General features: G+C 39.8%; 11 protein-coding genes, 1 tRNA gene and 1 rRNA gene. 11 read left to right on the forward strand and 2 right to left on the reverse strand.

Translation table 11 applies throughout. From position 1 onward, the window contains the following. Positions 1 to 82: 82 nt before the first annotated feature. A tRNA-Leu gene (locus AB1K91_RS19840) sits at positions 83 to 164 on the forward strand. 793 nt (positions 165 to 957) lie between these two features. Here the strand turns inward: AB1K91_RS19840 and AB1K91_RS19845 are convergent. Together AB1K91_RS19845 and AB1K91_RS19850 are read right to left on the reverse strand one after the other, a co-directional pair. Beyond that, positions 958 to 1,623: a DUF6320 domain-containing protein gene (locus tag AB1K91_RS19845; protein ID WP_413092412.1), complete on the reverse strand. Its 666-nt coding sequence runs from the start codon at positions 1,621 to 1,623 to the stop codon at positions 958 to 960. Continuing rightward, positions 1,620 to 2,897: an alcohol acetyltransferase gene (locus tag AB1K91_RS19850; protein ID WP_413092413.1), complete on the reverse strand. Its 1,278-nt coding sequence runs from the start codon at positions 2,895 to 2,897 to the stop codon at positions 1,620 to 1,622. The genes AB1K91_RS19845 and AB1K91_RS19850 overlap by 4 nt, the downstream gene beginning before the upstream one ends. 354 nt (positions 2,898 to 3,251) lie before the next feature. Between AB1K91_RS19850 and AB1K91_RS19855 the strand changes: the two genes are divergently transcribed. From AB1K91_RS19855 to rrf, 10 genes are all read left to right on the forward strand, one after another. After that, a complete protein-coding gene (locus tag AB1K91_RS19855) occupies positions 3,252 to 4,250 on the forward strand; it encodes a LacI family DNA-binding transcriptional regulator (RefSeq protein WP_413092414.1) in 999 nt (332 codons plus the stop codon). A gap of 384 nt (positions 4,251 to 4,634) precedes the next feature. Continuing rightward, positions 4,635 to 5,870 (forward strand): ABC transporter substrate-binding protein, encoded by a 1,236-nt coding sequence (locus tag AB1K91_RS19860; protein WP_413092415.1) that lies wholly within the window; start codon positions 4,635 to 4,637, stop codon positions 5,868 to 5,870. Positions 5,871 to 6,065: 195 nt separating this feature from the next. After that, positions 6,066 to 6,992 carry a carbohydrate ABC transporter permease gene (locus AB1K91_RS19865; protein WP_413092416.1) on the forward strand — a complete coding sequence of 309 codons (927 nt, stop codon included), beginning with the start codon at positions 6,066 to 6,068 and terminating at the stop codon, positions 6,990 to 6,992. Continuing rightward, positions 6,989 to 7,819, forward strand: a complete 831-nt coding sequence (locus tag AB1K91_RS19870; protein ID WP_413092417.1) for a carbohydrate ABC transporter permease — start codon at positions 6,989 to 6,991, stop codon at positions 7,817 to 7,819. Before AB1K91_RS19865 ends, AB1K91_RS19870 begins: the two co-directional genes overlap by 4 nt. A gap of 46 nt (positions 7,820 to 7,865) precedes the next feature. After that, a complete protein-coding gene (locus tag AB1K91_RS19875) occupies positions 7,866 to 9,590 on the forward strand; it encodes a hypothetical protein (protein ID WP_413092418.1) in 1,725 nt (574 codons plus the stop codon). A 386-nt stretch (positions 9,591 to 9,976) separates the two neighbouring features. After that, on the forward strand, positions 9,977 to 10,681 hold the full coding sequence (locus AB1K91_RS19880) for a response regulator transcription factor (RefSeq protein ID WP_413092419.1): 705 nt from the start codon (positions 9,977 to 9,979) through the stop codon (positions 10,679 to 10,681). Continuing rightward, positions 10,678 to 11,679, forward strand: a complete 1,002-nt coding sequence (locus AB1K91_RS19885; RefSeq protein WP_413092420.1) for a sensor histidine kinase — start codon at positions 10,678 to 10,680, stop codon at positions 11,677 to 11,679. Before AB1K91_RS19880 ends, AB1K91_RS19885 begins: the two co-directional genes overlap by 4 nt. Positions 11,680 to 11,760: 81 nt before the next feature. Then, complete coding sequence (locus AB1K91_RS19890; protein WP_413092421.1) at positions 11,761 to 12,525, forward strand: ABC transporter ATP-binding protein; 765 nt, start codon at positions 11,761 to 11,763, stop codon at positions 12,523 to 12,525. After that, positions 12,500 to 14,398 carry an ABC transporter permease gene (locus AB1K91_RS19895; protein WP_413092422.1) on the forward strand — a complete coding sequence of 633 codons (1,899 nt, stop codon included), beginning with the start codon at positions 12,500 to 12,502 and terminating at the stop codon, positions 14,396 to 14,398. The genes AB1K91_RS19890 and AB1K91_RS19895 overlap by 26 nt, the downstream gene beginning before the upstream one ends. 513 nt (positions 14,399 to 14,911) lie before the next feature. Next, positions 14,912 to 14,985, forward strand: a 5S ribosomal RNA gene (rrf, locus tag AB1K91_RS19900); the annotation flags it as partial.

Genomic DNA, 14,985 nt, shown 5'->3' on the forward strand with positions numbered 1-14,985 from the left:
CCAAGTGGTAAGGCAAAGGTCTGCAACACCTTGATCACCGGTTCAAATCCGGTTGCCGCCTCCATAGAATATTTTATGACATGCCGGTGTGGCGGAATTGGCAGACGCGCACGACTCAAAATCGTGTTCCGTAAGGAGTGCCGGTTCGACCCCGGCCACCGGTATCATCGGACAGCATGCCAAAGCTGTCAAATCAAGACTCTAACGTAAAGTTAGGGTCTTTTTTGCATTTCTCTTTATGTTCTTGGCAAAATTATCAATGTTGAAGCATTAAGCGTATATGCATCCAAGGTTAGATAGGTAAACAGTATTATCTACTGAAATTTTTAATACATAAAAAACACGGTGTATAGCAGCAAGGAAGTTATTAATGCGCGGTTTCGATCTAATAATGTTAGAAATTTAATGTATTGCAATTCAGAGATAGGGAGCGTAACCTTATCTGTTTAATCTAACTTGATGACCATAAGATCTGTGCCAATTCTCTATAGGTAATTCCTGAATACAAATGAACAAAAGGACTATAATAATGCCAGTTGTTTGTTCATTATTTTTACTGCTCTTGATGTGCCATCTACACCTAAATACAGGTTTAGCATTACTATTACATCAATCGCTGTAAGGATGGCATAAAAGGTCTGTTGCTTGTTTTTTCAGTTCTATAGCTAGAATACAGCTGATTATAGATGCGCATAAGCCATGCACAAATTAGAAGAGCAGTATACTGTTAGTCGCAGCGCGAAATGCCAAAGTACAGAACACCTGTAGCGGTAATATGATTCAACAGCATCAGAGCAACTTAAAAAGAATATTCGTTCAAGATTCTAACATAAGGTTAGAGTCTATTGTTCCCAAGACAGTGGACTTGGGAACAATTTTTTGTAATGAAGAGAGTTGGATCAGTGCCTTCTGCAGCAAATCTGAAAGAGGAATAAGACAAAGAAGGAGAATCCAGGTTTATATATGAAAACGGCGGACGAATTCTTCCTTTAATGTCTTGTCTGAAAATATCAGCATCCCGATAAGGGTAAGGAATGCATATAAAGAAGTAACTGCACATGCCCAAAGAATAGTAGCAACACCAGTGATGTATAATCCTATTGGAAGAAAGCCCATCACAATCATTGCAAGTATGTAGCCTGCATATTCTTGCCAGCGCATCCGCTTTTTTAAAATTATTGCCGTTATCAAAAGCGTAGCGGCAATAATTAAGAAAGGGATGACAAAATTCACCGACCAACGATGGAACCCAGACATGATGTCGATAGATACTAGCATAATTGATAGACCGAGCACTTGTACAACTATTTTTGAACCGGTATGTGCCAAGGAAAAGATAGTGTGGTTCAGAGATAGGAATAGGTATACAACGGGTCCTGCTACGGCCAGGACCCAAAGGTATTCCATGTTTACAAGCACATTAATAAGCAAACATGTACTTATTATGGCAATGGATAAAAAAGTTACGATTCTTGTGGTGATTGATTTTGCCTTAACTACTATACCTACATAGTCCGGATATAGATTTTGCTTTGTATGATCTGCTGGATCAGTTACTTTACGATGACATAAGGGACATGTGATATGCTGGACCGAAACACCACAATTATTGCAATAACTCACCTTGTTTCCCCCCAGCCATTGGAATAAACCTTCACGTCAAGACCGGTTAAACTAGCAAGTTGACTGAAGAACGATTTAATTATATCCGTTTCTACAATCGAACGCGCAAATGTAATGGTCATTTGATCATTAACGGAACACACTCCACAATTGATAGGGCTATTTTTAGTCGGATACAGGATGAATTCCATTCTTTCTACATAGTTTTTCATCGAGTCAGACAGCTTAACATTTCCTATATTGGAAAGTGTAAGTGTTTTGCCCATTTCCCCAAAGTGTTTAAAACCATAGCGCATTGCCGGATGCTTCAAGAATAATGGTACGATCCTTGTTTTTAAGCTCTTTTGCAGCTGCACATGACGATTGATACCATCTTGTAAATGTTCTATATCCGTCTTTCTTTTTAATTGCTCGGATACTGTTTTCATAATATCTTTTAAGGTTATTTCCTCCGTGATATCCACTTTTATATTAACAACAGAAAAAAAGTTTCTTAATGTTACTGAAGGAAACTTTCGTCGAAGGTTAGCAGGCAGTGCAATCGTAATATTTTCATTGTATATGCCATATTTCATCGTTTCGGAATAAATGGAATGGATGAGTACAGCGGTAAGGAATTCAGTTATTGAAGCACCCATGCTTTTGGCAAAATTGTTTAATGTGGAAGCATTAATTATTCCATGGATGACGTTTATGCCGGAAGGTTCAAATGGTGTTCCTTTAATTTGAAACGAACGCGGTACTTTATCACGCAGATAGTCGTGTTTAGTCTTCTGATAATACCTTATAAAACTATCGTCTATTTCATACTTACTTGGAACTTCATCCGGTAATAGCACATCACCGTCGACTGCCAAGTCTTCCCCTTGTAACGTCAGATACTGATAGACTAACGTTTTAAGAAATTCAACAGCACCGGTCCCGTCAGTCAGGGAATGAAAAATTTCAACAGATATTCTTTGGTTGTAGTATAAAACCTTTAACAAGTATCCATTATTCTCCCTTGGATTAATGGGATGGCATGGATAGGTAGTTTCCTTTTGAACTTTAAGGCGTTCTTCATTCCCCTCCATAAAGTCCCAAAATAGTCCCTGGCGTACTTTTACAGCTAATGTCGGGAACCGTTTTATTACAGTGTCTAAGGCATCTTGTAAAATCTTTTCATCAACAATGTTCTTCATTAATACAGAAACACGAAACACCGAGGAATTAGAGGTTTCTGTTACTGCATGAAATACTTTTCCAGCATTATCGATTTTATACCATTTGTTCATCAACTTACCTTCTTCGTATATATTAATTAGAAAAATCCGAAAATATTTATTGAGACACCTTATATTTCTAAAGTCCAGTTGCCATACGATTGAATTATAGCATCATTGACATGGGACGTATACATACCAACAAAGCAAAAACATCAGTTGTAGTAACAGCGTTTAGTTGTACTCAAACATTGCAGTGGAGGTAATCAGCAGTTGATGTAATATAACAGCAAGTGGTACCTTTAGGAGTAAATTGTGCGGCTCGTTATTGACTCAAAGTGAATAGCCCAATATGATTTACTTAGTTAAGCGCTTAACATTGGCGGTGAGAAGAACCAGGACGGATATAGAGAGTAGGAGTGAGTCATGAGAGTCACAATTTATGATGTCGCTGATAAAGCAGGTGTATCTATTGCTACGGTTTCCAAGGTAATAAATAATACGGGGAAAATAAGGGATTCAACGCGCCAAAAAGTATGGAACGTCATGAAGGAATTAAATTACCAGCCGAGCGTCATGGCCTCAGCGCTGACAGGAAAAAGTACGGAAACGCTGGGCTTATTAGTTCCGGATATATCCAATCCCTTTTTCTCTGAATTGGCTCGGACTATTGAAGATAGGTCTCATGAGCAAGGTCTGAGTGTCATTATGTGCAGCACGGACGATAATGAAGAGAAGGAAAAGAAGTACTTGGAGTTATTGCAAAGGAAACAGGTCGATGGCTTGATTATTGCCTCTTCATTCAATGATAGGAATTTATTGAAACAGCTGGTGAAGCAAAATATCCCGCTGGTGATGCTGACACAAGACGATCCTTCGCTGGGTGTAACTTGTATTTCAGTTGATGATTTCAGTGGAGGCTTTGAGGCTACTTCCCATCTTTTGTCTTTAGGGCATGAAAATATAGCTATTCTTGCAGAGAATACATCTAGCAGTAAGATGAGAATTTTTGGTTCACGAGATGCATATGAAACATTTGGTTTAACTTTTAACGATAGTAGAATTATCAGAACAACTGCATCCGTAGCAAACGGGAAAAATTGTTTGGATCATATATTGGAATACAATCCAGCAACAACAGCAATATTTGCGTGTAATGATCAGTTGGCGATTGGTGTGCTGCAGCGGGCTAAGGAAAGGGGCATTGTCGTTCCAGACAAATTATCCATCGTAGGATTTGATAATACAATCTTAGCAGAAACAACAGTACCTTCATTAACTACAGTGGCTCAGCCAATAAAAGAGATGGGGAGTAAAGTAGTCGATCTTATTTTAGAAACGATTAAAAAACAAGTACAACCGAAAGAAAGAATATTGTATAATCCCGAGTTGATTATCAGAGAAACAACCAGCAAATGTCGTTGACTCAATTTATTAGGAGTGGTATTCATGCTTAACATCAAATTCAACATTTTTCATTAGGCTGGGGAAGGGCTTTCCTCAAATACTGAGGTGTGAAGATACGCACTTCCACTGCATTAAGTGTATAAAACCGTTATTTTGTAGTTGTATTAGTATGAAAATGTGTTACAATGCATAATATCAATGAAAGCGCTTAACTGAGGATTATGATGATGAAGGGAGGCTGATGATTTGGTATGCATAAATAATAAAGATGAACTGTTTGAATGATAACGGTTGCCAGTGCGATTCTCTTCTAAAGAAGAGGATTTAATTTTTATTTTTAATGTAAGGGCTTACATTAATCTGTGTGGGTGAGCACATCATACTAAAAAGGGTGAGGTTGAGATGAAAAAATGTCTTTTTATAGTCACTTTTTTAGTTTTTACATTACTATTATCAGCTTGTTCAGCTTCAAGTAGCAGCCAAGATGAGAAGCTGCAATTTTACGTATCCGGTGATACAGTGGAAGGTTCAGCCTTAACCACGATGTCAAAAAAATATACAGAAGAAACTGGTGTAGAAATAGAAGTAGTTGATATTCCCTATGCTGATATGGGCACGAAGATAACAAATATGATCCGTTCCAAAGATGCCCCTGCATTGGCGCGCGTTACTGGATTTAATCCTGTATGGAATGGCCAGCTATTGGATTTGTCCGACATTGCCGAAAAAAACAATGTGAACACAGATTTAGGCATAACAGTTGATGGAGAGCTAATAGCACCTCCATTGGATCTTACTGCAGTAGGTATGTTCATTAACACAGATTTGTTTGATGAAGCGGGTGTTCCTTACCCAACCAGTGAAGAGGAAGTGTGGACATGGGACGAATTCATAAACTCATTAGAAACTGTGCTGGAAAAAACAGATGCTAAGTATGGAATGGTGATGGATGGATCAGAGCACCGTCTGAATGCATTTTTATATCAACATGGAAGCAATGGATTCTATGAAGAAAATGGCGAGTTTACAACGAATGATCAAACAAAGGATGGAATTCAGAAGTTTGCGGATTTGAATGATAACCGAATTATGCCGGAATCTGTTTGGACTTCTGGAGAAGATGCAGCATCCATGTTCAAGAGCGGATTAGTGGCAGCATATATGTCTGGTTCTTGGCAGATCACCGACTTCTCTAAAAATATAACAGACTTTGCATGGAAATCAGTATATATGCCTTATGAAGATGTCAGGGCAACTAATTTGGGCGGCAACTACTTAGTTGCTTTTGATGGATCGGGGCAAGAAGAAGAAGCGAAGGCGTTCATTGATTGGCTGTACCAAAAAGAAAACTATGAAGAGCTAGCCAGTTTAGGCGGATACTTACCTGTTACAGATGACGCGGAAATCGAGTATGAAGTCGGAGAGGAAGCTTATACTGTTTATCAAAATGAAATTGCTTCTTCTGATCCTGTAGCTAACTTGCAAAGAAATGAAATGGTCAAGCAGCAGCTTGTTTCAAAAAGAAGTGCCAGCAATGCCATTCATGATGAAGTTGTAAAATTACTCAATGATGAAATTGATATTGATCAGACCCTCGAGAACATAAAAAATAATTTTACCGATGCGAATAAAGAATAAAAGAAATTGGGTGCGATCATCAGGAATGATTGCACCCAATCCTTTCGCCTCCCCAGCAATTTTTCACTTCTTTAGAACCTGCATATGCATTTTTATGACGATTTTTACCTGCTTACTTGTAATAACACGGACACCGTAGATTTTCAGCATGGCAATTCACAAAATTGATGTTGAAAGAGAGAAAGGGTGTTATGGATGAATGAGATTGCAAGTTCCCCTGCTCAAACGGAAAATAAAAGACAGAGAATTCCTAAATACAAGGATAGAAATCGAAAATGGGCCTTCATGTTTATTGCTGCAAACCTAATCTTGTTTTTAATATTTTTTGCTTGGCCAGCGGTTTTGGGGATTTACTACTCCTTTACTGATTATAACGGTAACTCAGCTACTTTTATCGGTTTGGAAAACTATATCAATTTGTTCCAGGATGAAAGTTTCTATAAGGCGATGTCCCGCACGTTTCTTTATACATTGATAGGTGTGCCGTTTATATATTGTACCTCTTTGTTCGTTTCGGTATTACTTGTAAGTAAGCATACAAAGGGAAAAACAGTAGCCAAGACAATTTTCTTCTTTCCTTGGTTAATATCCCCGATTGTAGTAGGGGTGCTGTGGAGATGGATGTTTGGCGAGAGTTTCGGATTTGTAAACTATATCATTCAGTTACTTGGCGGTAATCCGCTGCCCTGGTCATCTACAGGGAATTTAGCATTCGTTGTCGTCCTTTTTGCCACTGCATGGGCCGGGACTGCTTTCAACATGCTGATTTTCATTGGGGCATTGGTAAGTATTCCGAAATCTTTATATGAGGCAGCTGATGTGGATGGTGCGACTGGATGGCAGAAATTCTGGCATATCACCTTGCCCTCGCTACGGTCGACATCATTCCTGGTCGTTTTGCTTGCCACTTTTGGTTTGATGAAGGAGTTTCCAATGGTACAGTCGCTTACAGAAGGCGGACCGGGGACGGACACTACGTTTGCTGTTCAATATATCTATGAAACAGGGTTTGATCAAATGAAAGTAGGCTATGCAAGTGCGGCTTCCATGGTACTATTTGTCATCTTGCTTGTTTTTTCATTGATTCAATTTAAATATGCCAAAGGAGGAAGAGTGGAATGAATAAACTGAATGATAGATTTTCAACAGTCATGCTGACAACTGCTCTTTATATCGTGGCTTTCATCTATCTCTTCCCTATCATTTGGCTATTATTAAGCTCTCTCAAGCCTGGCAGCGAATTATTTTCTTACCCTTTGAGCATCATACCGGAAAATCCAACGACAGACAACTTCGTCTATTCGTGGGCAACAATGGACTTCCTGAAATATTTCCTAAATACCTTGATAGTCGCGGTTATCACTACTGTGCTGACTGTAATAGCAAGTGCTTCCTGTGGTTATGCTTTAGCGAAATATAAATACAAATGGCTTTCTGTATTTTTTCTATGCATGCTGGCAACAACGATGCTGCCAACAGAAGTCATCATGAACCCGACATTTTCCGTCATTCTTAACTTGGGATTGTACGACAGTCTTGCAGGATTGATTATACCTTCGATTAATACTGCGACAGGGGTATTCATGTTCCGTCAGTACTTTATGACAGTACCGAATGATCTTTTGGAATCTGCCCGGATTGATGGAGCCAGTGAAGGGAGGATTTTCTTCCGCTTGATGCTGCCGATCGCCAAACCAATCATTATCACCTTGGCTATCTTTTCCTTTCAATGGAGGTGGAATGATTATATCTGGCCGTTGATTGTACTAAGTGATCCGAATAAATATACTGTGCAAATCGCTTTGAGAAGTATAGTGGGAGCCGAAAATATTGATTGGGTATTACTCCTTTCTTCTTCCATCATATCCCTAGTACCAATGATTATATTATTCATTGTCTTTCAGAGATATATCATGGATTCGAATACAACGTCCGGCTTAAAGGGATAAGTACAATTTGATGTAAAATAATCTTCATTGTGGGTGGTGACTAGGCTTGTATGAAAAAATGGTGAAACTAAATGACGATTTATCAGAGTCCTATTTTGATTTACAAATAGATGATGTGAATAGTCGATATTTTGGAGGGGTGATCTTTCAAGCTACGGGTATCCCCAGCCCGAGTCATACGGGGACTGGCAGCGTAATTGGCAGCTGGGTAAGCGCCTATGTGAATCGTGATTCCCGTTTTTTTCATCTGGATGCACTAGCGGAAAGGTTGGATGCTGCTTTGGATTATATGCTGAGGCAGCAACATGAAGATGGAACCATTTCACCGGGATGGACCAATTACAATTCGCCGCCTGATACTGGATTTATCGTAACTGGATTTGCCCAAATCTATCATTTGTTGAATAAGGATAATGGACGAAAGGCACAGGATTTAACGGACAAAGTCAAAACCTTCCTTCATAGAACCATACCGGCAATGCTGACAGGTGGCTGTCACACCCCGAACCACCGATGGGTCATGACTTCTGCCTTGTGTCATCTTCATGCTATCTTCGGAAATGATGAATTATTGGATCAGGCTGAAGCGTGGCTTGCAGAAGGAATCGATATTACAGCGGATGGAGAATGGACCGAAAGAAGCAATGGTATCTATAATTCTGTCAGTAATATTTTTATGTATCACATTGCTCGGTTAAGAAAAAAGCCAGAATTACTAAAATATATCAGGAAAAATCTTAATATGATGCAGTACCTCATCCATCCGGACGGTGAGGTTGTAACGGAATATTCAGGTCGACAAGACTATGGCCATGCTCTCGATTTAGCGCCATATCATCTGATCTGCAGCTTGATGGCGCACCACGACTGTGATCCCATTTATGGAGCCATGGCAGCCATGGCTGCTGAAAATTTGAAGGATATGGGACCGGTAAATAACCATATCATGATAGGGTATTTATTATTCCCTTTTATCAAAGAACAAGAGTATACAAACAGAGCATTGCCGGTCGAATATGAAGTTCTGTTTAATGCAGATTTCCCAGTAAGCGATAACTTACAGAAAATAAAGTATGTTGGTCATGGTTCTATTATTGAACATAGCAGCATGCATGAATCCTTTGGAGCACCCGTTGTTCGTTATCGCAAGGATAATGAAAGTGTTACATTAATGAGCAGAAACGAATCTTTTTTTTCACTACGCAAAGGAAGCGCGAAATTATTGGGCGTCAAATTATATAGCAGCTTTTCACCAGGGATAATCGAATTGGAGACAATAGAAAAAACAGATGGGGCTTATCATTTAAGGAAAGTTATAGAAAAAGGCTATCGAGGACCGATTCCAAATCAATACTTATCGAGCACGGAACAGACTAGTATTTGGTATCTGCTCCCGCATCAGCATAGGGAATTAACCCATAACCAAAAGTTTGAAGTGGATATCGCGATAAAAAGGACCGATAATGATACCTGGAAAATTCATTTGAAAACAGATGAGAGAGAAGATGTATTGATGCAAGTAGAGTTCCTTTTCAGTAATGATGGGCAGCTGGTGGGCAAGGAAGTATCCGAAATCGATGATTCTGCGTATTTTTGGAAAGGCAGTGAACTAATTTTTAATTCTGGTGATAGTCGCTTGGTAATGAAAGGCGGAGGTCATGAACATTGGATGGAATATATAGGGGTATTCGATGAAGTGAAAAATGTAACATCTGTTAAAGTTAACCTTGTTTCTCCTGTCGACAAGTGGTTTGTTATATCCGTGACTTAAGAAAGTTAATAATATAATGTAATCATAAAAGGGAGATCTACTTGTACGAGCAACGATCTAGCTTTTGCGATTTGTTTAAAAGGATTTACGCGAAGGTTGTGGGCTTCTTCTGATAAGCCGAATACGTTTGTGGTTCATTTGAACGTTTTAACACCATCTTGATTTGAATAGCTCCCGCGTTGCCCGATGCGCAGAGTGCAAAGATAGTTCTATACCGGACACAGCGGAAGGGAATAGAGGACGCAATGACCAATAAAATTGTTATCCAATCAGATTCTAACAGGAGTTAGAATCTTTTTTGATTTTAACAACATCCTTAAGGGATAACATTCGATGGTATTCAGATGGTAATATTAAGCTAAACAAAGAGTTGGGAGAAATAACTTATGGAAAAGATCATGGTTGTGGAAGATGACATGAAAATTGCAGAATACTTAGGTTCCCATATAGAGAAGTATGGATATGAAGTGACCGTTGCTACAGATTTTGAAAAAATTATGGATACATTCCTTGATATACAGCCTAAGCTTATTTTACTGGATATCAATCTGCCTAGTTTTGATGGATATTATTGGTGCAGGCAAATCAGGAAAGTATCCATTTGTCCTGTGATTTTTATTTCCGCTCGGACTGGTGAGATGGATCAAGTGATGGCGATCGAAAATGGAGGGGATGACTTTATCACAAAGCCATTCAACCCGGATATTGTCATGGCGAAGATCAGAAGCCAAATGCGGCGTGCTTATGGGGAGTATGCGGCAAAGTCCGAAGAAAGAGTGCTTACCCAAGAGGGATTACATTTTTATCCGGAGCGATTGGAATTGCGATTCGGGGATCGATCAACGCAATTGACGAAAAAAGAAACAGACATTATCGAAAGTTTGCTGGAGCGTTATCCCCGAGTTGCTGGCAGGCAGGATTTGCTGGCGAAATTATGGGATGATCAAGCCTATGTGGATGAGAATACCTTGAATGTGAATATAACGCGCGTTCGTAATAAGTTCCAAGGAATAGGGATTGAAGATGCTGTGGAGACCGTCAGGGGAGCAGGATATCGTTTACGCATCACGTGGAAAGAGGAAAGAGCATGAAACTATTTCTTCGCGAGCATGTGCTGCTCATTGTGGTCCAGCTCATTCAATCTCTGATGGTACCGATACTATTTTGGCTGGATGGCTATCGTGATCTTGGCGTGGGTCTTTATGCCTTTTTCCTATCACTGCTTTTATTAACCGCATTTCTCTGTTATCGATATTTAAGCCGAAGGAATTTTTATCATAGATTACAGAAGTCGCTGACAGCGCTCGATCAATCGTTAGAGACGACCGAACGTGCACCTATTTCAGAAGCGCTCGATCAATTGCTTGCTGCCCAGTACCGCTTATATCGTGAAGAACTGCTAAAAGGCGAAGATAGACAGGGTGAGCATTTGTTATTTATGGATCGTTGGGTCCATCAGATGAAGACACCGCTTTCTGTTATCGAATTAACAGCACAAACGCTGGATGAACCAGAATCGTCCAGCATCCGGGAGGAAACGGACCGAATTCGTTATGGCTTGAATACTGTTCTCTATCTAGCGAGACTTCGTACCATTACAGAAGATTTCCATATCAAGCCTGTCGTCCTCTCGAAGCTAATCCACGAAGTCAATCAAGAAAACAAGCGATTCTATATTAGAAATGAAGTATATCCAGTACTGAAGGAAGAGAAAACAGGGGCAATAGTGGAGACGGATGAAAAGTGGCTGTTCTTCCTGCTATCGCAGCTGGTACATAATGCTGTTAAATACTCTGCAGGAAAATCAAACCAAATCATCCTTTCTCTCTATGAGAGATCAGATGAATTGGTACTGGAAGTGAAGGATTTTGGAGTTGGCATTCCGGTTGTAGATAGGAAACGTATCTTCAATAAGTTTTATACCGGCGAAAATGGCAGAAAATATCGCGAGTCTACCGGTATGGGATTGTATTTGGTGAAAGAGGTCGCTGAAAAACTGGAACACTATCTGGAAATGGAATCAATCGAAGGAGAAGGGACGACATTCCGGATCATTTTCTCCAAAACACAAAACCTTACACCAATGTAAGGTTCGTGAAAGCATAATCGATAGTAGGAAGGGTACTGTTCAGGCTATGCTTGGATTAAGCATTGGAGAGGAGAATGGATTATGCTCAAGCTTACAAAAGTCAGTAAAATCTATGAAGGAAAGGTTGCTTATCGCGCCCTTACGGATATCGATCTAGAAGTGGAAAAGGGTGAATTTGTTGCCATTATGGGACCGTCGGGAAGCGGAAAAACGACCCTTTTGAATATCATTTCCACAAACGATGCACCGACAACCGGGCAGGTGGAAATCGATGGACAGCAACCGCATCAGCTAAAGAAGAATGCTTTGGCTAAATTCCGTCGTAATCAATTAGGATTCATCTTTCAAGATTTCAACTTATTGCATACCCTTACTGTTCAGGAAAATATCATCCTGCCGCTCACATTGGATGGTGTTCGTGCAGGAGATATGCAGAAGAAAGCGCAGCAAATAGCGAAGAGTCTTGGTATCGAACCAATTATGAATAAGCGTACGTATGAGATTTCCGGAGGACAGGCGCAGCGTGTGGCCATTGCCAGGGCGATGATCCATGAGCCGAAATTGCTGTTAGCGGATGAGCCTACAGGAAACCTTGATTCAAAAGCGGCCAAGGATGTCATGAAGATGCTGGTATCCATCAATGAAAGCAATAAAACAAGCTTGTTGATGGTAACACATGACCCGCAGGCTGCAAGTTATTCTGACCGTGTTGTTTTTATTCGGGATGGAAAGCTGCATTCCGAGATTCATCGAGGAGAGAGCAGACAGGCATTCTTCCAGAAGATAATCGATATGCTTTCACTGATGGGAGGAGAGGGAAATGACTTTTCGACAGTTCGCGTTTAGAAATGTCTTACGCAATAAACGTCTATATATTGCTTACTTCCTCAGCAGTCTGTTTACGGTGATGGTATTTTTTACATTTGCGATCTTTGCTTTCCATCCAGCTTTATCAGATGGGTCCACCAATAAGTATGCCCTGTTCGGGATGGCTGTCGCTGGTGGAATCATTTATCTATTTTCTTTTTTCTTTGTTTTGTATTCGATGAGCTCCTTCTTGCAGTCAAGGAAGAAAGAGTTTGGCTTGTTGATTGGTTTAGGAGCGTCCGATAAGCAAATCAGGCTTATGGTATTTTTAGAGAATATCTTAATCGGTTTTTTTGCAACCGCTGGCGGAATATTGATTGGCTTAGTATTTGCAAAATCAATACTTTTAATTGCTGAGAACATATTGATCATCGATGCATCACTTGATTTTTATTTCCCAGTATTGGCGATTGTCGTAACATTTGTCAGTTTCCTCTTTCTCTTTTTCTGTATATCGGTTTTTGTTGCATTCCTTTTACGTACAAATAAGCTGGTGGATCTGATTAAAGGTGATAAACAGTCCAAAGGAGAACCGAAAGCATCGATTATGCTATCTATCCTCGCAGTTCTTCTATTAATTGCAGGATATGGTGTTGCTCTTTATGTGAAAGGTGCCAGTGTTGTCTTTGCCATGATCCCGGTTATTATCGTGGTGACACTGGGGACATACATCTTGTTTACGCAATTAAGTGTGTATTGCATCAGACTGTTGAAAAAAAATAAATCGATTTTCTGGCGGAAGACTAATATGCTGCTTTTCGGTGATTTATCATTTCGAATGAAAGATAACGCTAGAACCTTTTTCATGGTAGCGATTATATCAACTGTTGCTTTTAGTGCCATTGGGACATTATACGGATTCCAATCTTATCTTACAAAAGGGGTAAAGGAGATGAATCCATATACTTATACGTACAGTCCGTTTCTGGACGATAGGGAAGAAGTGATCGAGCAAGATTTGCAACAGATCGATGCTATCTTGGATCAAGAGAAAATAGATGCAGACATGGTAACAGCAGACTTGGAATTTTATGATACATCTGTGGAAGAGTCCCCTGTATTGATAGTGAAAGCTTCTGATTACAACCGTTTTGCTGCAATAATCGATGAGAAGCAACTTCACCCAGAGGAAAATGAGGCAATCGTTTTGGAACAAAGTGATGCGGTAATCACAGGAGGACAGAAAGCAAGTGAAGTGTTGAAGAAATCCAACGTCCAACTGGATAACGGATATGAAATTCAACCAAGTAACGTAGTAGAATCTGCAGTTGGTTTAGGTTTGAGCGGTTATTATGTCGTGAATGATAGCACTTATAATCAGCTTGGAACCCCTGTCAGAACAGATATGACTGCGGTATGGAATGTGAATGATGGAAACGAAAATCAAGTGATTGAAGCTGGGAAAAAGTTAGAGGAACAAATAGAGCATAAAGTGTTTTCTGTTGATTATACACTTTACGAAATCAATAAAGCGTATGGACCGATTCTATTTATCGGCTTGTTTATCGGCATTGTGTTCTTTGTTTCGGCGGGAAGCTTTCTTTACTTCCGATTGTTTATGGATATTGATGGAGAGAAGCGCAAGTTCCGATCGATTGCCAAAATCGGTTTGACTCAATCAGAATTGAAAAAAGTAGTGAACCGGCAAATTGCCATTTTATTTTTCTCGCCGATTGTGGTGGCACTCCTTCACGGTGCAGTAGCACTTACGGCTTTATCGCACTTGTTTGACTACAATTTAACAGTAGAATCTGCCCTTGTCCTGGGAAGTTTTGCGCTGATTCAACTACTGTATTTCTTGGTTGTCCGAGTTTTCTATGTGAAAAACGTGATACGAACGGTCTTCGAATAAGGATCTTTGTTTATGTGTTATAAAGAAATAGCATAGGATTTGTAGAGTAGCAATACTGATTCAAAGGATGGAGACTTGTAAAAAGACTTTTCCCTTGATGGGAAGTGCAAAAACTGCTGGATCTCGGGATCTGGCAGTTTTTTTGAGTTGTAATACAGAAATGATATGCTTTCATTGAAAGCTGCCGTTGGAAGATCCGATGCTATTGGATATGGTATTTATAATGCCCTGGGTGTTAAATGGGATAGCGTAGTATGTTTCACATTTGAAGGAGTCGTGGTTGATGAAAGTACTTTTGCCGCCAGTTGCCAAACTGCTTCCGGTTCATGTAAAATAAGAGTTGCGTTATTTGTAAATAGAACCTTAAGTCTGCGTTTGGTAAGGCATTAAATGTAACGAAAAGAATGTAATACGAAAAAAATCTAGTTAATTTTAAATAATGTATTGCTTTTTCTTTCTGGAGCATATATAATCTAACTTGTCCTTAAGAAAAGGGACACGATACATAAGAGGTCTGGTGGTAATAGCGAAGAGGTCACACCTGTTCCCATGCCGAACACAGCAGTTAAGCTCTTCAGCGCCGATGG

Origin of the sequence: Terribacillus jepli (genome assembly GCF_047228925.1) — a bacterium.
Classification (GTDB): Bacteria; Bacillota; Bacilli; order Bacillales; family Amphibacillaceae; genus Terribacillus.